Genomic DNA, 20,005 nt, shown 5'->3' with positions numbered 1-20,005 from the left:
CCGGGTGCGCGCCACCTGCATCGGGAATGTCGGTGGCATGCGCCTTGCCAGGCGCAACGAACACTTCGGCTTCGGCGGCGGCCGAGGCATCGGCACCCCGCATGGGTGAACGCCAACCGGGGCTGTCGCGTCGGAACTTCCGCGGGCCGGGCGCCAGCCGGCGTATCCGGGGAAGCGATCAAGGGACAACAAAAAACCCCGCGCTGGCGGGGTTTTCCGGTCTCTCCGGAGTGGTGGCTATGGGTGGACTCGAACCACCGACCCCAGCATTATGAGTGCTGTGCTCTAACCGGCTGAGCTACATAGCCACGCGGAGAACCGCGAATTTTTCACCTTCCGGGCCGCGCTGTCAATGCGCCGCTTGTCGGCCCGCCGGGGGCATGGCAGAGTCGGGTCAGTCGAAAATTTCTGGAGTCCGCATCGTGATCGATCCGGACGGATACAGGCCGAACGTCGGGATCGTGCTGATGCGCCCGGATGGCCAGGTGTTCTGGGCGCGCCGTGTGCGCCGGGACGGCTGGCAGTTTCCGCAAGGGGGAATGCGCAGCGACGAGACTCCCGCCGAGGCCATGTACCGTGAGTTGCATGAGGAGACCGGGCTGCTGCCCGAGCATGTGGAGTTGCTCGGAGCGACGCCTGGCTGGCTGCGCTATCGGCTCCCGGGGCGGGCCGTGCGCCGCGGCGACGGGCCGATCTGCATCGGCCAGAAGCAGGTCTGGTTCCTGCTGCGGCTGGTGGGCGATGAATCCCTGGTGCACTTCGATGCCACCGAAACGCCGGAATTCGACCATTGGCGCTGGGTCGACTTCTGGTATCCGGTCGAGCATGTGGTGACCTTCAAGCGGGGTGTCTACGCCCGTGCCCTGCGCCATCTGGCGCCTCTTGCCGAGGGGAGCGGCGCAGTAGTGCGTGAGATGCCCGCTGCCGCACAGGAGGCCTGGTTGCCGGGCAATACCGCCGGTAATGACCGTCCGCGCAGGCGTCCGAGGAATAACCGGGGCCGCCGTTCATCCGCCTGAACGAAAAGCGGGGCCGTGGGCTGGAATGCGATCACCTCGCAATTGACAGCCATTCTCATTCTTGATGGAATGGCGGCGTTACTCCAGCAGGACCCGCCCGTGTACGTCTGCCTCTGCAACGGTGTCACCGATCGTCAGGTTCGCGAAGCCGTGGACAACGGCTGTGGCAGCGTCGGCGAACTGACCATGCGTACCGGGTGCGGCGCCAATTGCGGTTCGTGCCTGGAGATGGCCGCCTCGATGATCGCCGAGATGCAGGCCGAACTGCCGCTGCCGATCCTCGCCTGCGCGGCCTGACAGGCTGCCGCGCCCGGCGCAGCCGGAATGAACACGATTCGCGTTACTTCGCCTTTGCCCACGGCGCGCTAGAGTGCGCCCGATTCCGGAACATGGAGCGGGCCAATGAAGGGCGACGCCAAGGTCATCGAATTCCTCAACAAGGCTCTGTACAACGAGCTCACAGCGATCAACCAGTACTTCCTGCACGCCAAGATGCTGAAGAACTGGGGCCTGAAGGAATTGGCCGAGCACGAGTACAAGGAATCGATCGACGAGATGCGCCACGCCGACTGGCTTGCCGAGCGCATCCTGTTCCTCGAGGGCCTGCCGAACTTCCAGGCGCTGGGCAAGCTGCGCATCGGCGAGACGCCACGCGAACTGCTCGAATGCGACCTGGCGCTGGAGATGGAGGCATTGCCGCTGCTGCGCGACGCGATCGCCCACGCAGACTCGATAGGCGACTACGTCAGCCGCCAGTTGTTCGTGAAGATCCTCGATTCGGAGGAAGAGCACGTGGACTGGCTGGAAACCCAGCTCGACCTCATCGCCCGCATCGGCGAGCCGAACTACCTGCTGAGCAAGCTCGAGGACTGAGTGGTCGAGGCGGTCGTCGAGAGCCAGCCCTGAAGGGCCACGCGCGCACGCGCGTACTCGGCGATCAGCAGGGCCACCGCCACTGCGGGCCGCTCCAGCGCGTGTGCACGCGCGCCCAGTTCGATGCGCTTGGCCGCGGCCGAAAGGGCCAGTGCGCCGACGTTGGCCGCTGACGATTTCAGCGCATGCGCGGCTTCGCGCATCACTTCCAGGTCGGGCATCGCCGACGCCTGTTCCATCAGTCGGACCAGGCGCGGGGCATCCTCGAGGAACAGGTTGACGATCGAGATGGCCTCGTCGCCAGCGATCTCGCGCAGCTCATCCAGCATCTCCGGTTCCAGCACCGGCGGCGGTGGGGCCTGTGCGGATGGCGCTTCTTCCGCGCGCAGCTCGGAGGCTTCCGGCGGCCTGCCCGCGACGGGGACGAAGATGGGCATGTCCGGTGACATGGCCACGGCCGGCTTTTCGCGTGTCGCCGCCGGTGGCGTTGCGGGCAAGGTGGCGACGGTTTCCACGACGGTTTCCACGACGGGTGTCGCGGGTACTGGCGGGGTGACCGGGGCGGGCGCTGGCGCGATGGCTGTGGCAGGAGCGGGCGACGGTGACGGAGCCGGCGTGGACGGCGTCCCCACGACCGGCTCGGCTGCCGGGGGGGCGCCGGCCGCCGCCGTCGATGCGCGCGTTGCGCCGCGCGCCGGTGCCATGCGCAACCAGCGGCGCAGGCAGGTGTCGAGCTGGTCGCGTGCCACCGGCTTGGAAAGGTAGTCGTCCATGCCCGCGTCCAGGCAACGCTGGCGGTCGCCGGCCATCGCATTGGCGGTCATCGCCACGATCGGCAGGCGCTTGCCTGGTGCCTGGCCGGCTTCGTGTTCTCGCCAGCGGCGGGTGGCCGAATAGCCGTCGAGCACCGGCATCTGGCAATCCATCAGGACCAGGTCGTAGCTGCCACTGGCCATGTGCGACAGCGCCACTTCGCCATTGGGCGCCGTGTCGCATTCGTAGCCCAGCACCGAGAGCAGCTTCTGTGCCACCAGCAGGTTGACCGGATTGTCTTCCACCAGCAGCAGGCGCGCTGGCGGAGCCGGATGGCTCGGCTCCAGGGCAGGCGGATCCGGTGCCGCGGTTGTCGACGCGAAGAGTTCCTTCGGGCTCTCCGCGACGGGCTGCGGCTCGAGCAGGGCGCCGCGCAGGTCCGCGTCCGGCGCCAGCCGCGGCAGCAGGCCGGTACCCTCGCGCAACTCTTCCGGAATCTCTTCTTCGCCGTACAGCCAGAGCAGCTTGACGTCGGCGTAGGCAGGGGTGCGCAGCAGCGCCCGATGGAGGGCGCGTGCGCTGTGGCGCAGCCCGTCGTAGTCGGCGATGACGGCCACGAAATTGGCGGACTGCCCGGGCGCGGTCTGTTGCCGCAAGCGCTCCAGCGCTTCCTGGGTGGTCTCCACGATGCTGACGGTCATGCCCCAGTTGGGCAGCAGCAGGGCGATGCGCTGGCGCAGGCGCAGGTTCGGGGTAATGGCCAGCACGCGCCGGGCGTCATGCGCGGTCTGCCGGATCTGTACGTCGCCGATGACCTTCAGCAGCGGAGCCTCGAACCAGAAGGTCGAACCCTGGCCAGGTTCGGACTGCACGCCGATGCGTCCACCCATCAGGTCGACGATGCGCTTGCAGATCGCCAGGCCCAGGCCGGTGCCGCCATACAGCCGCGTGGTCGAAGCATCGGCCTGGGTGAACGCACTGAACAGGCGCGCCTGCTGCGCGTGGCCGATGCCGATACCGGTGTCGCGCACTTCGAAGCGCAGCATGTGCTGGGCCGCGGTTTCGCCCAGGCGGCGCACGGTGAGCTGGATGCCGCCGCGCTCGGTGAACTTGACCGCGTTGCCGATCAGGTTGGTCAGTACCTGGCGCATGCGGACCGGATCGCCGCGCACCGGCAGGCGCACGTTGGGGTCGATCTGCAGCTCCAGGCGCAGGCCCTTGCTCTCGGCCGGGCGCTGCATCAGCTGCAGTACCGCCTCGAGCAGTTCGCGCAGGTTGAAACTGGTGATCTCCAGCTCCAGTCGGTTGGCCTCCAGCTTGGAGTAGTCGAGGATGTCATCGACGATGCGCAGCAGCTGCAGCGAGGATTCGTGCGCGGTGCGCAGCATCTCGCGCTGGTCAGGAGCCAGGTTGCCGCGCGCCACCAGGTCGAGCATCGGGATGATGCCGTTCAGGGGTGTGCGGATCTCGTGGCTCATCGTGGCCAGGAATTCGCCCTTGGCCAGCGCCGCCGACTCGGCCGCGCGCTTGGCCTGCAGCAGTTGCTGCTCGAGCTGGTCGTGGCGGTTGACGTCGCGCTGCAACAGCGTGCATTCGTCCTCGGCAGCCGCAGCGCGTGCATGCGCCTCGTTGAGGTCGCGTGCCTGCGCGCCGCTTGAGAACAGCGAGCCCAGCGCGAAAACGACGGTCAACAGCGCCAGCCCGGCCGCCACCGTCCACCACGACGGCGTGGCATTGCCGCTCAGCACCAGGCCGACTGCCAGCAGGGTGCACGCGCCGGACATCGCGGTGAGCACGGGCCACACGCGACGCTGGGCCGGGGCTGCCATCAAAGCACCGCGTTCTGGAAGTCGAAGTCCAGGTCGGTGCCGACCGAGTGCACCAGGTTGCCCTGGATGTAGTCGATGCCACCCATCCACATCGCCGCGGCGGCCTGCGGATCTTCGATCTGCTGGCCGATCACCTGCAGGCCGAGGCGATGGGCCTGGTCGATCACGCCGCGAAGCTGGTCGCGCAACTGCGCGTCCGCATGCGCACCGGCGAAGCGCGCCGCCATGCGCACGTAACCGAGCGGCAACTGGTTGAGCAACGCATCGGCTTCCGGGCCCGGCTCGAACTGGCTCAGGCAGAATTGCACGCCTGCGCCCATCAGGCGGCGACAGAACTCGGCCAGGGTGACGCTGTGGATCAGTGCATCGCCCAGGCGGAGGTCGATGACCACCGAAGTGCCGTCGATGCTGCGCGCAGCGATGGTCTGCAGCAGCCATTCGGCAAAGACTTCGCGCGCCAGCGTGCGCGGCGACTGCGAGACGAACAGGCGCAACGGAGCGCCGCTGGCGTTGCGCTGGACGATCATGTCCAGCGCATGCTCCATCACCTGCTGGTCGAGGTCGGCGATGCGTCCGCTGGCCTCGGCCGCAGGCACCACCTGGCCGGCGGACAGCAGCGTGCCATCGGGCTGGCGCAGGCGCAGCAGCACTTGATACTGGGCCTGTTCGTTGCCGGCGACCGCCACGATCGGCTGGTAGGCCAGCTCGAGCTGGCCTTCGAGCAGCGCCATGCGTTCCTGCGCCTCGGTATCGCTGGGCGGCACGTAGGCGGCGACGCCCTCGCTGTGCAGGCGCGCCTGCAGCGCGCTGCGTTCGGTCGCCTCCAGCGCCGGACCAGCGCCTTCGAAACCGATCGACAGCGCGGTGTAACCGACCGCGCTGCGCAGTTGCACCTGTTCCTCGTCGCGCACGGTGAAGGCCTGCTCGGCGAGGCCGGCGCGCAACCGCTGCGCGTGCTGCTCGAGCCCGGACTCGTCGAGGTCGCGCATCAGGGTCAGGAAGCTGTTGTCGTTCAGGCGGGCCACCGGTGCCGGTGCGCCGATCCGCGCCAGGCAGCTGCCGGCCTGGGACATGAGGCGCTCGAACGCTGCGTAGCCGTAGCGCTCGCGCAGGCCGAGGGCGCTGGCGATCTCGACGAAGAACAGTCCACCGACGGCGCTCTCCTGCAACGCTTGGTCGACCTGCTGCAGCAGCCAGCCGCGCGTGGCCAGGCCGGTTTCCGGGTGGCTGCGCAGCATCGCGTTGGCTTGCGGCGCGGGCTGGCGCAACTGCGCACGGGTGCGCTGGATCCGGTTGGAGACCGCTGCGATCAGGTGTCGCGGGCGGATGGGTTTGGTCAGGAAGTCGTCGGCGCCGCTCTCCAGCACCTCGAACTGGCGCTCCGGGTCCGGATCGCCGGTCAGGAACACGATCGGCAGCAGCTGGAACTGCGGCTGCTGCCGGATCAGCGAAGTCAGGCGCATGCCATCGAGGCCCGGCATGTGCAGGTCCATGAGGATCAGGTCCGGGTCGAAGCGCTGGATCGCGTCGATCACCCCTTCCGGTTGCATCTGCACTTCGGCCTTCATGCCGGCGCCATGCAGCACGCTCTGCGCGAACAGCGCCTGGGTGCGGTCGTCCTCGACGATCAGGATGCGATAGGGCGATTCGGCGGCATCTTCGGGCGAGCCCCCTTTCGCCGTGGTGGCCGCAGCCTTGGCCTTGGCGGGCAGGTCGCTTCCGGCCGGCGGCTTGCCGCTTGCCATGGTGGTGGCTTCGTCCTTCGCATCCTGCGTCCAGCGACGCCAGTAATGCGGTGGTGGCGTTTCGACGCGCGGACGCTGGCGCGCAGCCGAATCCTCCGGCAACGAAGCGGGTTCTCTTGCGGCCATCAGTATTCCCCCTGCTGGGACCGCATTATGTGGCCAAGTACGCTCACGAGGACAAGCCTGTACGACATCGCCGGTCAGGCCGGTGGTGATGCGAACAGGCGGCGCACCCCGCGGCTGAGCGTGCGCCAGATCCACCACACCAGCAGGGCGCCGAGCAGGCTCGAGCCGACCACCAGCAGCAGCGCGACCCACGGATGCGCCATGGCCAGTGCCAGGCCACCGATGACCACGGTGTCCTCGGCGGTCGATGCGACCCAGTTGCTGGCAGGCTCGGGAGACGTGTTGAGCAATGCGCGCGAGCCGGCCTTGAGGCCGTGGCTGGCCAGGGCCACGCCGGCCCCGGCGACCAGCGCCCCGGTACCGAGCTGGCCATCGGGCGACAGCGTGGCCGCGGCCAGGAAGGCGCCGGCAGGCACCCGGGCCAGGGTCTGCACCAGGTCCCACACCGAGTCTACGCCCGGGATCTTGTCTGCGAAGAACTCGGCCAGGGCCAGTGCGCCCGACGTTCCCAGCACCCACCACGACTGGGTGGCCTGCAGCGCCGGCGGCAGGTCGACCCAGCCCAGCAGGCCGGCCAGTCCCACGCCGAACACGGTCAGGTAGGCGCGGATCCCCGCCATCCAGGCGAGCAGGATTCCGATCACGTAGATATGGGCCTCGGTCATGAGGCGATCCTCCCTCGGCCGCGGTAGCGCGGGTGATGTGGCCCCGCATCGGGCGGACGCTACACTAGCGGCCCCGTCCGAACCGCAGTATAGGCAGAATCGGTCCGATGCCGGCCCGTGCCATCCGCCATGACAGAACCCTTGTCCCGCTTCCGTGTGGTGCCGCGCCAGCCCGGTTTTTCGGGCCGCGGCTGGTTGATCGCCATCGTTGTCGCCTGGCTGTTCTCGCTGGTCGCGGTATGGGCACTGGCGACCTGGCGCGCCGCCCCGGGCCTGGGCGATACCCGCGGGCAGCTGCGCACCGCCGAACGCACAGCGGCGCTGCAGAAGCGCCAGCTCGACGAGGTGAGCCAGCGCCTGGTCACGCTGTCGCGCTCGGACCAGATCAGCCGCGCCGCGAACAGCGAACTGCAGTCCTCGCTGGCCGAGCGCGACGAGGAGATCGCCGCGCTGCGCGCCGACGTGGCCTTCTATGAACGACTGGTCGGCGCAACGGCCCAGCGCAAGGGCCTGAACGTCCATTCGATCGAGTTCGCACCGACCGAGGCGGGCACCTGGAACTACCGCGTGATCCTGACCCAGAACCTGAATCGCGGTGCGATCAGCCAGGGGCAGCTGCGCTTCTCGGTCGAGGGCGTCCGCGCCGGCAAGCTGGCCACGGTCAGCTGGGACGACCTGCACCAGAAGCCATCCAGCCCGGGCCAGGAGTATTCGTTCCGGTATTTCCAGGAACTGGGTGGCAACGTGATGCTGCCCAAGGATTTCACCCCGCAACGTGTGCGAGTCTCCCTGCGAGGCGGCGCGGGGGGCACCGACCAGACTTTCGACTGGAAACTCGCGGGTAGCGGGGGAGGTAGATGAACGTGTTCAAGAACAAATCGACCCAGCGTGACGGCTTCGCCATCGATACCCTGATCGGCCCGGACGTGGTCATCCGCGGCGACCTGGAATTCAGTGGCGGCCTTTACGTGGAGGGCCGCATCGTCGGCAAGATCACCGCGGCCGAGGGCCGGCCGGCCAGCCTGGTGCTCGCCGAGCAGGGTTCGGTCGAGGGCGAGATCCATGCCCCGGTGGTGATCATCAACGGCACGCTGGCCGGCGACGTGCATGCCAGCGAGCGGATCGAACTGGCGCAGAAGGCGCGCGTCGAAGGCAACGTCCACTACACCGTGGTCGAAATGAGCGCCGGTGCCCAGCTCACCGGGCGGCTGGTCCACGTCCAGGCGCAGGCGCGCGTGCTGACGGTGCCGGAAGGGGCCACGCCGATCACCGCCGCCAAGGCCGCCAAGGCTTGATCGAAGGGCTCCCCGGCCCCATCTTGGCTCCATGGATATCCTGCCCAGCTACCAGCAACTCGAGCAGCCGTTGCGCTTCAGCACGGCCGCGGCCTCCAAGGTGCGTGAACTGATCGCCGAAGAAGGCAATGCGGAGCTGAAGCTGCGCGTCTACATCCAGGGCGGCGGGTGTTCCGGCTTCCAGTACGGTTTCGAGTTCGACGAGAACCGGGCCGAGGACGACATGGCGGTCAACACCGACGGGGTGACCCTGCTGGTCGATCCGCTGAGCCTGCAGTACCTGATGGGTGCGGAAGTCGACTACAGCGAAGGCCTGAGCGGCGCGCAGTTCGTGATCCGCAATCCCAACGCGCGTACTACCTGCGGCTGCGGCAGCAGTTTCAGCGTCTGATACCGCCGGGCCGGCGCCATGCCTTACCCGGCCACCCTCGAGGGTTTCGCGTTCCAGTCCATGGGGCTGGATCGCGCCGACGCGTTGCGCGGCGATGCCGGCGCCTTGCGTGACCAGTGGCCCGATGCGTGGCTGATCGTGCTCGATGGCGAAGGCCGCGCGGCGGCTGGTGCCGACGGCATGCCGCTTCCGTTGCGGGGTGCGGCCTTCGGCGGTGGACCCGGTACCGCCATCTTCCTCGGCCGGACCGACACCCAGGCGTGGTTCGCCCTCGAGGCCTCCGCACTTCCGGCGCTGGACGTCGCGCAATGGGTCGACCTGCGCCGGGCGGCGGCGGACTGGCCCGCCGACCTGGCCGGTACCTTCGCCTACGCCCGCGGCATGCTGTACTGGCATGCCCGCAACCGCTTCTGTGGGGTTTGCGGAGGCGGAGTCACGTTCGACCGCGGCGGCTTTGCAGGCCACTGCGCGCAATGCGGCAACGACCACTATCCACGGGTCGATCCGGCCGTGATCGTGGCGGTCAGCGATGGCGAGCGGTTGCTACTCGGTCGCCAGCCCGGTTGGGCGGCGCGGCGGTGGTCGGTGCTCGCCGGCTTCGTCGAACCCGGCGAGACGCTCGAACAGACCGTGGTGCGCGAGGTGCATGAAGAGGCGGGCGTGCGCGTGCTCGGGTGCCGCTATCTCGCCTCGCAACCCTGGCCGTTCCCCGGGGCGCTGATGCTGGGATTCGAAGCGCTGGCGGCAGGCGACGAGCCACGCGTGGATGGCGAACTGGAGGCGGCGCGCTGGTTTACCCGGGAAGAGATCGGCCGGGCCCTGCGCGAGGATGGCCCCGGGACGGACGGCATCGTGCTGTCGCCAGGAATCTCGATCGCGCGCGCGCTGATCGTGCACTGGTACGGCCAGGGGACCACGCTCACGCGCACTTAGCGCCCGCCGCGGCGGCGTCCAGCTAGAATCGCCGCAGGGAGGGTCCACTCGATGTTCACTACGCTGGTCGCGGTCATCGTTGCACTGGTGCTGGGCCATGTCGCCCCGGCGCTGGGTGCCTCATTGCGCCAGTTCCACTGGTACAGCCACTGGCTGGAGTGGCTGGGATCGCATGTGGCCGAGGGCGGCTTCTGGCGTGGACGGCACGGCATCTGGCTGGCGCTGCTGCCCCCGGTACTCTTGGTGGCCTTGCTGCAGTTCACCCTGTCCGGGCGACTGATGGGGCTGGTCAGCCTGCTGTTCGGCGTGGTCGTGCTGGTCTGCACCTGGGGTCCGCGGGACCTGGACATCGACGTGGAAGCCACGCTCGATGCGAGCGATCCGGAAAGCCGGCGCGCGCGCCTGGCGCAACTGGCGCCGGAGCCGGGCATGGTGGTCGCCGAAGGTCCGGCGCTGCCCGGGCGGGTGATGCGCAGCGCGCTGCGGCGCTGGTTCGCGCCACTCATGTGGTTCTTCCTGCTGGGGCCGGCCGGCGCGCTGCTGTATCGACTGGTCGAACGCGCCGCGGTGGCGGATGCGGCGCTGTTGCCGGCCGAGAACGCCGCCGGCACGCGCGTCGTGCTGGGCTGGCTGGAATGGCCGGTGGCGCAGTTGATGGTACTGGCCCTGGCTCTGGCCGGAAATTTCGACCTGGTATTCCGCGCATGGCGGGCGGGCGGCGGCGATCGCTGGCAGGCTGCCAGCGGCTTCCTGGAGGCCTGCGGCCGCGCGGCCGTGCGCGGCGAGCTGGCCGAAGAAGCTGCGGATTACCTGAGCGAAGGCCAGTTGCCGGTCGCCGGCGAGTTGCTCGAACTGCGTGACGCGATGAGCCTGGTCTGGCGCATGCTGCTGCTGTGGCTGGCGTTGCTCGCGCTGCTGGTGATCGCCGGCTGGGTGAGCTGAGTCAGGCAGGGCGATTCGCAATCCCCGCAACGGCGCGCTCGGAACCACGAGGTATCGCCTGCATCGACGCCTTCGGCGTCGCGGTCATGCCCGCTCCTGCGACAGCGGGGCCAGCGACCTGGAAGGAGTGCGGGGCTGCGAGTGATCCGCGCCCGCGCGCGCCGTGCGCCATGGCGCTGCCGTTGAAGCCTTTCAGCCCGGCGCGAGCAGCGTGAACGGAAACCAGGGCAGGTTGCGGGCGATCCAGTACCCCGGCAGCAGCCACAGCCACAGCTTCGGTTCCATCACCACGTCCATCAGCGGCCGCAGCCAGCGCGGCTGCCAGCCTTGCGACCAGGCGACCATCAGCCCCACCAGTGGCAACACCAGGACGCCCAGCGGATTCATCGACAGCGCGCCGGGCAGGTCGCCATGGACCAGCGCGTGCAGCGCGCGGGTCAGGCCGCAGCCGATGCAGTACAGGCCGGTGAAGGCGTGGAACATGCAGGGCGGGAAAGGATTTCCCGCCACGTTCGGGTCATAGGTGCGCAGCAGCCATACGCCGGCGCCGGCCGCGATCGCGGCCGACGCCATGCCTGCGATGTGCAGGGGGCGCAGGACAGCCATCTCCGTTTACTGCGCGGCCTGGATCTGCTCCAGCATCTGCTGGTACTCGGCCATGCCACCGGTAGAGACGAAGTAGATGTTCATCAGCAGCCCGATGACCGCCAGCGCGGTGGCAACCCAGCACCAGGTCTTGGCGTTGGCCGAGGCGCGGCGGGCGCCTTCGATGTCGCCTGCGCGCAACAGGCCGTTGACCTTGGCCGAGAACACGATGGCGACGATGCCGAGCAGGCCCAGCGGGCAACACAGGCAGGTCGCCAGCACGGTCGCGATGATTGCCCAGGCCAGGTGGTTGGGCACCGGCTCGTGGACCTGTGCGGCGTTGGGGGTGGGCGGCGGGACGTAGCTCATGACAGTGCCTCCTGGCGGTTTCGGGCGAACGGTTTTAGGGAGAAGATCGTGCGTTACAAAGATGAGGCTTCGCCGGTCGCATGGCACGACAGGCGCGAAATCCAATGCGCCGGCCATCCAGGGCTCGGCGTCGCGCCCCCTGGCGCGTTGCAGCAAGCCTAACCGACCCATTGCCGCGGGCAAAGACGCGTGCAGTCATGCGGCGTCGCCACGCAACGCCCGCACCCGGGCTTCAACGTCCTCGGCCGACGGTTGTCCCTGCACCGGTGCGGCGGCGGCCACCTCCACCAGCGCCCGGAAACGCCGCGGCACGCGCATCCGGCCCAGGCGGCTGTCGCGCCGGCTCCACATGCTGGCCCACATGCCGCGCAACGCCATCGGCACCACCGGCACCGGACGGCCCGCGGCGGCGGCACGCTCCAGGATCTTCTCCACGCCGGACTTGAACGGTGCGATCCCGCCATCCCGGGTCAGCGCGCCCTCGGGGAAGATGCAGACCAGCTCGCCCTCGGCCAGGGTCGCGTCGATCTCGTCGAACGCGCGCTGCATCAGCGCCGGGTCCTCGCGCGCGCCGGCGATCGGGATCGCCCTGGCGGTGCGGAAGATCCAGCGCATCACCGGGATGTTGAAGATCCGGTAGTACATGACGAAGCGCACCGGGCGGGGAATGCTGGCGGCCAGGATCAGCGCGTCCATGTAGCTGACGTGGTTGCAGACGATCAACGCGGCGCCCTCGTCGGGCACGTGTTCCTCGATGCCGTGCAGGCGCAGGCGGTAAAGCGCGCGCACCATCAGCCAGCTGAGGAAACGCATCAGGAATTCGGGAACGATCGTGAAGATCCATACCGCCACCAGCACGTTGGCGATGGCCAGGCCCAGCAGTACCTGCGGGGTGGTCCAGTGCAGGACCTCCTGCAGTGCGATGCCGACCAGCGCGGCCGAAACGATGAACAGCGAGTTCTGGATGTTTACCGCGGCGAACACGCGCGACATCTGCGAGGCCGGGGTCCGGCTCTGGATCAGCGCGAACAGCGGCACCACGAAGAAGCCGGTGAACATGCCGATGCCGAGCAGGTCGATCACCAGGCGCACGCTGCCCGGCTGGGCGAGGAAGCCGGCCACGTCCAGTCCGGAAACCGGCGCGGCCCCCGAGCGGGCGAAGTACAGGTCCAGCAGGAACGCGCTCATGCCGAACGCGCCGAGCGGCACCAGGCCGATCTCGACCGTGCGCGCGGAGAGCCGCTCGCACAGGAGCGAACCGGTGCCCGTGCCGATCGAAAACAGCGCCAGCGCGAAGATGTACAGCGAAGCCGAGCTGGCGACGCCACCGAGGTTGACCTCGGCGTAGGCGGGCAACTGCGAGGTCAGCAGGGTGCCGAAGAACCAGAACCACGACACGCCGAGGATCGCGTTGCGCACCGCCGGCTGGCGCCGGGCCATGCGCAGCACGGCCAGCGATTCGGGCAACGGATTCCAGTGCACTTTCAGGTCGGGCGCACCGGCATCGACCCGCGGGATGCGTCGCGCGACCAGGTTGCCGGTCACCGCCAGCAGGATGATCGCGGTCGCCGCGACCGCCGGTCCCTGCGCGCCGGCAAGCTGGAAGATCAGGCCGCCGAAGATCATCCCGCACAGGATCGAGATCGAGGTGCCCATCTCGACCAGGCCGTTGCCGCCGGTCAGTTCCTCGGGCTTGAGGATGGCCGGCAGCACCGAGTATTTCACCGGGCCGAACAGGGTCGACTGCACGCCCGTGCAGAACAGCGCCACCAGCAGCACCGGCATGTTCTGCAGCAGGAAGCCGAGCGCGGCCAGCGACATGATCACGATTTCCATCGCCGTGGTGATCACGATCAGCCGCTGCTTCTCCAGCTTCTCGGCGACCTGTCCGGCGATGGCCGAGAACAGGAAGTACGGCAGGATGAAGATCGCCGGCGCCAGCATCGCGTACAGCGAGCGCTCCTCGGTGGTCACTCCGAGGAAGAACAGCAGGCCGATGATCGCCTGGCGGTAGACGTTGTCGTTGAAGGCGCCCAGCGCCTGCACGATGAAGTAGGGCAGGAAGCGGCGCTGGGTCAGCAGCGCGAACTGGCTGTGGCCGGACATGCAGGTCTCCGCGGGACTGCGCGGAGACTAGCAGAGCGCGTTGGCGGCCGGTTGACGGCCATCGGCCCGTACGGAAGGCGACGGTGCGTTGCAGGCATGGGCACGCCGGCCATGGCCCCTGTTGCTAGAGTGGCGCAGTCGTCGCTACCGGAGGCCCGGAATGACCGCCCATCCGATGCCCGCCGCGTTCCTCGGCCATGGCAGTCCGATGAATGCACTGGAAAGCAACCGCTTCACCGAGGCCTGGCGCAGCTTTGGTGCCTCGGTGCCGAAGCCCCGCGCGATCCTGGCCGTGTCGGCGCACTGGTACGTCAATGCCACCGCGGTCACCGCGATGGCGCAACCACGCACGATCCACGACTTCTACGGATTCCCCCAGGCGCTGTTCGACGTGCAGTACCCGGCGCCCGGCCTGCCCGAGCTGGTCGAGGAGGTCTCCGAGGCGGTCAAGCCCGACCATGTCGGCGCGGACATCGACGGCTGGGGAATCGACCACGGCACCTGGTCGGTCCTGGTGCATGCCTTCCCCGACGCAGACATCCCCGTGGTGCAGCTGTCGATCGACGCGCGCAGGCCGCCGGAGTGGCACCTGGCGCTGGGTGCGAAGCTGGCCGCGCTGCGTGAGCAGGGTGTCCTGGTCGTGGGCAGCGGGAACGTGGTCCATAACCTGCGCGCGATCGACTGGCAGCAGCCCGATGGCGCGTTCGACTGGGCGCGTCGGTTCGACGAGCATGCGCGCGAGCTGATGATCGAACGCCCGCACGACATCCCTTCGTTGGTGTCGCATCCGGATTTCCGCCTGGCGGTGCCCTCGCCCGACCATTTCCTGCCGCTGCTCTACATCGCGGGCCTGACCGCCGCATCCGGGCGCGAGGCCGAGGTGCTGGTGGACGGCTATGCCTACGGTTCGCTGTCGATGACTGCCTACACCCTGGATGCGCGATGCCCGCGGCCGGTCGCGGGTGACCTCGATGGCGCGGCGTCGCTGCAGACGCGGATGCCACCGGAAGACGCGAACATCTGATCCGGCGGGGACATGCTACGGCGCACGACCGCGGGTGGCGGCCTGCGGAACGGCTCAGTACGTGGTGAACGCGGTCGTGACGGCGGCGGCGACGGTCATCAGCACCAGCCCGAAGCCGACCCGCCATCCGTAGCCGGCACCGCCGCTGGTGAACGCCAGCAGGGTCTTGGCCAGCGTCGTGGAGGCGAGCAGCGCGACCAGGGCCCAACGCGCCTCCACCGGGGAAATTTCGCCGAGGCTTGCCAGCCGGGCGATGGTGGCGCCGGCGGCGTGCAGTTCGGCCAGCGCCGCGATCGCCGCGCCGAGCATCGCTCCCGCTTCGCCGAACAGCCGCAACAGCACTTCGGAAAGCAGCATCACCAGCGCGATCAGCAGGGCGATCAGCATCGCGTGGGTCAGGTGGAAGGCGCGCGCACTGGAATCCCCCTGCGGGTCGCCGGTTTCCGTGCTGCGCAACAGGCCGGTGGCGGCCACGAGCAGCAGGCCGGCGGCGGCGGCGGCCATCGGCCAGGCTGCTGCCAGCGCCAGCGCAGGGGATACCGTGCCGACCACCGCCACGAGCAGCAGCAGCGAGGCCAGGTTGGCCAGCAGCGCGGCCGCCGCCGCGGGGCGCTGCATCGCCGGATGCTTGCGCCCCCGTTGGCCGAAGCTGACCACCGCCGCGGTCGAAGAGGCGAAACCGGAGAAGAAGCCCGCCACCGGCAGGCCGCGTCGCGTGCCGACCGCGCGGCCGGCGACGTGGCCAAGCATGCCCACCGCCATGATCAACACCACGATCCGCCACAACATCGACAACTGCAGGACACCCCACGGATCCACCGGCTCGTCCGGCAGCAGCGGCAGCACGACCAGCGCGGCCGCGGCCAGCACCAGCCCATCCTGCATCTCCGTTTCACTGATCAGGTCGCGGCTGAGCCGGCGCAGCGGCGCCTTGGCCCAGAGCAGGATCGCCACCACCACGCCCAGCGCAGCGGCCAGCGCGTGTGCCTGCTGCGCCAGCGCGCCGAGCAGCACGGTGACCAGCATTGCGACCTCGCCGGTCAGGCCGGGATCACGCTCGCGGCTGATCCGGTAGCTGGCAAGGCCCAGCAGCGCGACCGCCAACAGCGTCACCAGTAGTGTCGCGGTTCCGAAGCCGGCCGCCAGCGCGCCGGCCAGGGCCAGCAGCGTGTGCGTGCGCACGCCGGCCATGCCGATGCGCTCGGCATGTTGCCGCTCGCGCACCGCGCCGATCAGCAGGCCGATGCCCAGGGCCGTGGCCAGGCCGGTGGGGGCTGCGTTCCAGTCCATCGCCATTGCCGGCCTCAGCCGCGTTCGCGCTCGATCGCGCGCCAGCCGATGTCGGTGCGGTGGAACTCGTTGGCCCAGTGGATCGCGTCGACGCCGGCATATGCACGTTCCTGCGCATCGGACACCGAGTCGCCCAGCGCGGCCACGCACAGCACGCGGCCACCGGCGCTGACCACGTTCCCGGCCGCATCCAGCGCGGTGCCGGCGTGGAACACCTTCGCCCCGACCGGGACGGCATTCAGGCCGCCGATCACGTCACCGGTCACCGGGCTTTCCGGATAGGGGCGCGCGGCCATCACCACGCCCAGCGAAGGACGCCGGTCCCATTGCGCCTGCGTCTCGTGCAGGCGCCCGTCGATCGCCGCCTCGACCAGTTCGACCAGGTCGGACTGCAGGCGCAGCATCACCGGCTGGGTCTCCGGATCGCCGAAGCGCACGTTGAACTCGATCACCTTCGGCGCGCCGGATGCGTCGATCATCAGGCCCGCGTAGAGGAAGCCGGTGAAGGGCACGCCATCCTTGATCATGCCTTGCACGGTCGGATCCACGACCTCGCGCATCACCCGCGCATGCACGTCGGCGGTAACCACCGGCGCGGGCGAGTAGGCGCCCATGCCGCCGGTATTGGGACCGGTGTCGCCGTCGCCAACGCGCTTGTGGTCCTGGCTGGTCGCCATCGGCAGCGCGGTGCGACCGTCGACCATCGAGATGAAGCTGGCCTCCTCGCCTTCGAGGAATTCCTCGATCACCACGCGCGCGCCGGCTTCGCCGAATGCATTGCCCGAGAGCATGTCGCGTACCGCGGCCTCGGCCTCGTCCAGGGTCATGGCCACGATCACGCCCTTGCCAGCGGCCAGGCCGTCGGCCTTGACCACGATCGGCGCACCCTTCTCGCGGAGGTAGGCGAGCGCGGCATCGATGTCGGTATGCACCGCATAGAACGCGGTCGGGATGCCATGGCGGGCGAGGAAGTCCTTGGCGAACGCCTTGCTGCCTTCCAGCTGTGCGGCGGCGGCAGTGGGGCCGAAGATGCGCAGGCCCGCCCCGCGGAAGCGGTCCACCACTCCGGCCACCAGCGGTATCTCCGGGCCGACCACGGTCAGCGCCACGCCTTCGTCCTGCGCGAGCTTCAGCAATCCGTCGATGTCGGTGACCTTGACCGGTACGTTGCGGCACGCCGCCTCGGTGGCGGTACCGGCGTTGCCCGGTGCGACGATCACCTCCGACACGCGCGGCGACTGCGCCAGCTTCCACGCCAGTGCGTGCTCGCGGCCACCGGATCCGATCACGAGGACTTTCGACATGCGGGCTGACTCGGCACCGGGGGGAGCGCGATTCTAGCGCGGTGGACGCGTGTCCCGGCCGGCGCGGCACGGTTCGAAACTGTTTCAGTCGTACTCGTGGTGGCCGAACGCCGCGTGCAGCACGACTTCCCCGGCCGAACCGGCGTCGGTGAAGCGCAACGCCTGGAACGCGCCCTCCGGGCTGGCGGGCAGGGTCAGCAGCGGGTCGGGCCGGAAGCCGAAGCGCCCGTAGTACTCCGCATCGCCCAGCACGACGCAGCCGTTGGCTTCGCGTTCCTCGAGCATGCGCAGGCCGGCCCGGACCAGCGCGCCACCGATGCCGTGGCCCTGGTCGGCCGGATCCACCGCCAACGGGCCGAGCACGTACCAGCGGTCGCCATCGCGCGACGGGCGCGCCGGCGAGAATGCGATGTGGCCGGCGACGCGACCATCGATGTCGGCCACCAGCGATACGACCAGCGCATGGTCGGCGCGCAGGGTGTCGACCGTGCGGCTTTCCAGCTTGCCCTCGCCCGGACTGCCGGCGAAGGCCTTGCGGACCAGGTCATGGATCGCATCGATGTCGTCCGGGCTTTCCTCGCGGATCCACATGGCGACCGCCTCCACAGGATGGATGCGGCAAGCCTAGCCGGTCACGCGCCCCGGCGCGTTACGCCGGCGGTACGACGCGGGCGTGGCGCCGGCGCCAGGAGCGCGGCGCAGGCCCAAGGCGGCCAACCTCAGTGCCGGAAATGCCGCACGCCGGTGAACACCATGGCGATGCCATGCTCGTCGGCCGCGGCGATGACCTCGGCATCGCGCATCGAGCCGCCGGGCTGGATCACCGCCTTGATCCCGGCCGCGGCGGCGGCGTCGATGCCGTCGCGGAACGGGAAGAACGCATCGGAGGCCATCACCGAGCCTTCGACCACCAGGTCGGCGTCGGCAGCCTTGATCCCGGCGATGCGCGCCGAATACACCCGGCTCATCTGCCCGGCGCCCACGCCAATGGTGCGCAGGTCCCTGGCGTAGACGATCGCGTTGGACTTGACGAACTTGGCCACCCGCCAGGCGAACAGCAGGTCGCCCAGTTGCGCCTCGGTCGGGGCGATCTTCGTGACCACCTTCAGCTCGCCCGCGCTCATGCCGCGGTTGTCGGAGGACTGCAGGAGCAGGCCCGATCCCACGCGCTTGGAGTCGTAGTTGTTCAGGCCGGCGCCGTGCGGAATGCGCAGCACGCGCACGTTGGCCTTCTTCTTCGCGTAATCCAGCGCGCCGTCCTCGTAGTCCGGCGCGATCAGCACCTCGACGAACTGGCGGTCCAGGATCGCCTTGGCGGTGGCCGCATCGAGGCGGCGGTTGAAGGCGAGGATGCCGCCGAACGCAGAGGTCGGATCGGTGGCGTACGCCAGTTCGTAGGCCTGGCCGACATCGGCCGCCACGGCCACGCCGCATGGATTGGCATGCTTGACGATCACGCAGGCCGGCACGTCGAACTGGCGCACGCATTCCCAGGCCGCGTCGCTGTCGGCCAGGTTGTTGTAGCTCAGTTCCTTGCCCTGCAGCTGGGTGAAGGTGGCCAGCGTGCCCGGCACCGGATGCAGGTCGCGGTAGAACGCACCGGACTGGTGCGGGTTCTCGCCATAGCGCAGGTCCATGACCTTCACGAAGGTCGAGTTCATCTGGGCCGGGTATTCGCTTCGCACCGGCACCTGGGCCGCGGCGTCGGCGACGGCCGACAGGTAGTTGCTGATCGCAGCGTCGTACTGGGCGACGCGGTTGAAGGCGGCCACCGACAGGGCGAAGCGGGTCGCCGACGACAGTGCGCCGCCGTTGGCCTGCAGTTCGGCCACTACGGCTGCGTACTGGTCGGGCGTGGTGGCCACCGCCACGCGGGCGAAATTCTTGGCCGCCGAGCGCAGCATCGCCGGGCCGCCGATGTCAATGTTCTCCACCGCGTCGGCCAAGGTGCAATCGGCCTTCGCGGTGACCGATTCGAACGGATACAGGTTGAGCACCAGCAGGTCGATCGCGCCGATGCCGTGCTGGGCCATGACCGCGTCGTCGATGCCGGCGCGGCCGAGCAGGCCGCCGTGGACCAGCGGATGCAGGGTCTTGACCCGTCCGTCCATCATTTCCGGGAAGCCGGTGACCTCGGCCACGTCCTTCACCGCCAGTCCGGCTTCGCGGATCGCCTTGGCCGTGCCGCCGGTGGAGAGCAGTTCGACGCCCTGGGCAGCGAGCGCGTGGGCCAGCTCGAGCAGGCCGGTCTTGTCGGAAACGGACAGCAGTGCCCGGCGCACGGGCAGGAATTCGGCAGTCATCGGAAAGAGGCGGTGCGGGGGAGGAGCGGAATTATAGCCGCCCGGCCGCCGCCGGCCCTGGACTGCACGCCGCCCGCGGCGGCGCGGCCGGCTCAGGCCAGGCCGTAGTCCTTCAGCTTCTTGCGCAGCGTGGCGCGATGGATGCCCAGCAAAGCCGCGGCCCGGCTCTGGTTGCCCTCGCAGTGGTTGAGCACCTCCACGAACAACGGGATCTCCATTTCGCGCAGCACGATCTCGTAGACGTCGTTGGCGTCCACGCCATCCAGGTCACGCAGGTAGCGCCGGACCGACTGGGCCACGTGCTCGCGCAACGGCGGACGGGAAGCGGTGCGACCGGCGTCGGCGCGGGAGGTGGCGTTCTGCTGCACGGAAGGTCCAGAGGAAGCGGCGCGCGAGCGCGGGCCGGTGGAGCGGGGCAGGGGAGTCTAGCGCGGGAATCCGGTCGCTGCCATT

Annotated in this window: 20 protein-coding genes and 1 tRNA gene; 9 read left to right on the top strand and 12 right to left on the bottom strand. The window is 69.1% G+C overall.

All coding sequences use genetic code 11. The features are described from left to right. Window positions 1-231 precede the first annotated feature (231 nt). Window positions 232-308, bottom strand: a tRNA-Met gene (locus MNQ95_RS04205). 114 nt (window positions 309-422) lie between these two features. On the opposite strand from MNQ95_RS04205, the gene MNQ95_RS04200 reads away from it, so the two are divergent. The 3 genes from MNQ95_RS04200 (at window position 423) to bfr (ending at window position 1,892) form a co-directional block, all read left to right on the top strand. Next, window positions 423-1,019 carry an RNA pyrophosphohydrolase gene (locus MNQ95_RS04200; protein WP_241953906.1) on the top strand — a complete coding sequence of 199 codons (597 nt, stop codon included), beginning with the start codon at window positions 423-425 and terminating at the stop codon, window positions 1,017-1,019. Window positions 1,020-1,118: 99 nt separating this feature from the next. After that, a complete protein-coding gene (locus MNQ95_RS04195) occupies window positions 1,119-1,316 on the top strand; it encodes a (2Fe-2S)-binding protein (protein WP_162409880.1) in 198 nt (65 codons plus the stop codon). A gap of 105 nt (window positions 1,317-1,421) precedes the next feature. After that, window positions 1,422-1,892 (top strand): bacterioferritin, encoded by a 471-nt coding sequence (bfr, locus tag MNQ95_RS04190; protein ID WP_162409853.1) that lies wholly within the window; start codon window positions 1,422-1,424, stop codon window positions 1,890-1,892. On the opposite strand, the gene MNQ95_RS04185 is transcribed toward bfr, so the two are convergent. The 3 genes from MNQ95_RS04185 to MNQ95_RS04175 form a co-directional block, all read right to left on the bottom strand. Further along, window positions 1,865-4,474, bottom strand: coding sequence for a hybrid sensor histidine kinase/response regulator (locus tag MNQ95_RS04185; protein ID WP_241953905.1), 2,610 nt, complete (start codon window positions 4,472-4,474; stop codon window positions 1,865-1,867). The genes bfr and MNQ95_RS04185 overlap by 28 nt on opposite strands. Then, window positions 4,474-6,345, bottom strand: a complete 1,872-nt coding sequence (locus MNQ95_RS04180; protein WP_241953904.1) for an EAL domain-containing protein — start codon at window positions 6,343-6,345, stop codon at window positions 4,474-4,476. Before MNQ95_RS04180 ends, MNQ95_RS04185 begins: the two co-directional genes overlap by 1 nt. Window positions 6,346-6,419: 74 nt before the next feature. Then, window positions 6,420-7,010 (bottom strand): DUF4126 domain-containing protein, encoded by a 591-nt coding sequence (locus tag MNQ95_RS04175; RefSeq protein ID WP_241953903.1) that lies wholly within the window; start codon window positions 7,008-7,010, stop codon window positions 6,420-6,422. Between the two features lie 129 nt (window positions 7,011-7,139). On the opposite strand from MNQ95_RS04175, the gene MNQ95_RS04170 reads away from it, so the two are divergent. The 5 genes from MNQ95_RS04170 to MNQ95_RS04150 are packed head-to-tail and all read left to right on the top strand — an operon-like array spanning window position 7,140 to window position 10,571. Then, entirely contained in the window at window positions 7,140-7,871 is a 732-nt protein-coding gene (locus MNQ95_RS04170; RefSeq protein ID WP_162409850.1) for a DUF6776 family protein, read from the top strand. Window positions 7,872-7,873: 2 nt separating this feature from the next. Then, entirely contained in the window at window positions 7,874-8,305 is a 432-nt protein-coding gene (locus tag MNQ95_RS04165) for a bactofilin family protein (protein WP_425501319.1), read from the top strand. Window positions 8,306-8,336: 31 nt separating this feature from the next. Next, window positions 8,337-8,696: an iron-sulfur cluster insertion protein ErpA gene (gene erpA / locus MNQ95_RS04160; RefSeq protein ID WP_162409846.1), complete on the top strand. Its 360-nt coding sequence runs from the start codon at window positions 8,337-8,339 to the stop codon at window positions 8,694-8,696. Window positions 8,697-8,714: 18 nt separating this feature from the next. Continuing rightward, complete coding sequence (gene nudC, locus MNQ95_RS04155; RefSeq protein ID WP_241953902.1) at window positions 8,715-9,629, top strand: NAD(+) diphosphatase; 915 nt, start codon at window positions 8,715-8,717, stop codon at window positions 9,627-9,629. Window positions 9,630-9,680: 51 nt separating this feature from the next. After that, window positions 9,681-10,571 carry a hypothetical protein gene (locus tag MNQ95_RS04150; protein WP_162409842.1) on the top strand — a complete coding sequence of 297 codons (891 nt, stop codon included), beginning with the start codon at window positions 9,681-9,683 and terminating at the stop codon, window positions 10,569-10,571. Window positions 10,572-10,763: 192 nt separating this feature from the next. Here MNQ95_RS04150 and MNQ95_RS04145 read toward each other — a convergent pair whose 3' ends face one another. The 3 genes from MNQ95_RS04145 to MNQ95_RS04135 form a co-directional block, all read right to left on the bottom strand. Then, complete coding sequence (locus MNQ95_RS04145) at window positions 10,764-11,177, bottom strand: DUF2752 domain-containing protein (protein ID WP_162409840.1); 414 nt, start codon at window positions 11,175-11,177, stop codon at window positions 10,764-10,766. Between the two features lie 6 nt (window positions 11,178-11,183). Then, a complete protein-coding gene (locus tag MNQ95_RS04140; RefSeq protein ID WP_241953901.1) occupies window positions 11,184-11,525 on the bottom strand; it encodes a CD225/dispanin family protein in 342 nt (113 codons plus the stop codon). A gap of 195 nt (window positions 11,526-11,720) precedes the next feature. Continuing rightward, window positions 11,721-13,631, bottom strand: a complete 1,911-nt coding sequence (locus tag MNQ95_RS04135; protein ID WP_241953900.1) for an MFS transporter — start codon at window positions 13,629-13,631, stop codon at window positions 11,721-11,723. A 160-nt stretch (window positions 13,632-13,791) separates the two neighbouring features. Between MNQ95_RS04135 and ygiD the strand changes: the two genes are divergently transcribed. Beyond that, window positions 13,792-14,655, top strand: coding sequence for a 4,5-DOPA-extradiol-dioxygenase (ygiD, locus tag MNQ95_RS04130; protein WP_162409834.1), 864 nt, complete (start codon window positions 13,792-13,794; stop codon window positions 14,653-14,655). Between the two features lie 54 nt (window positions 14,656-14,709). Here ygiD and MNQ95_RS04125 read toward each other — a convergent pair whose 3' ends face one another. The 5 genes from MNQ95_RS04125 to fis all read right to left on the bottom strand — a co-directional run bounded on the left by MNQ95_RS04125 (window position 14,710) and on the right by fis (window position 19,920). Continuing rightward, on the bottom strand, window positions 14,710-15,945 hold the full coding sequence (locus MNQ95_RS04125) for an MgtC/SapB family protein (RefSeq protein WP_162409832.1): 1,236 nt from the start codon (window positions 15,943-15,945) through the stop codon (window positions 14,710-14,712). 14 nt (window positions 15,946-15,959) lie between these two features. After that, on the bottom strand, window positions 15,960-17,249 hold the full coding sequence (gene purD / locus MNQ95_RS04120; protein WP_241953899.1) for a phosphoribosylamine--glycine ligase: 1,290 nt from the start codon (window positions 17,247-17,249) through the stop codon (window positions 15,960-15,962). Between the two features lie 84 nt (window positions 17,250-17,333). Further along, the gene (locus MNQ95_RS04115) at window positions 17,334-17,840 is read right to left on the bottom strand and encodes a GNAT family N-acetyltransferase (RefSeq protein WP_162409828.1); all 507 of its coding nucleotides are present in this window, start codon (window positions 17,838-17,840) and stop codon (window positions 17,334-17,336) included. Window positions 17,841-17,968: 128 nt separating this feature from the next. Continuing rightward, a complete protein-coding gene (gene purH / locus MNQ95_RS04110) occupies window positions 17,969-19,552 on the bottom strand; it encodes a bifunctional phosphoribosylaminoimidazolecarboxamide formyltransferase/IMP cyclohydrolase (protein WP_162409826.1) in 1,584 nt (527 codons plus the stop codon). A gap of 92 nt (window positions 19,553-19,644) precedes the next feature. Next, window positions 19,645-19,920: a DNA-binding transcriptional regulator Fis gene (gene fis / locus MNQ95_RS04105; RefSeq protein ID WP_162409824.1), complete on the bottom strand. Its 276-nt coding sequence runs from the start codon at window positions 19,918-19,920 to the stop codon at window positions 19,645-19,647. Window positions 19,921-20,005 lie beyond the last annotated feature (85 nt).

It is taken from the genome of Pseudoxanthomonas daejeonensis (assembly GCF_022637495.1).
Classification (GTDB): domain Bacteria; phylum Pseudomonadota; class Gammaproteobacteria; order Xanthomonadales; family Xanthomonadaceae; genus Pseudoxanthomonas; species Pseudoxanthomonas daejeonensis.
Note: the sequence above shows the minus strand (reverse complement) of the source record. Positions and strands in the feature narration are given on the sequence as shown.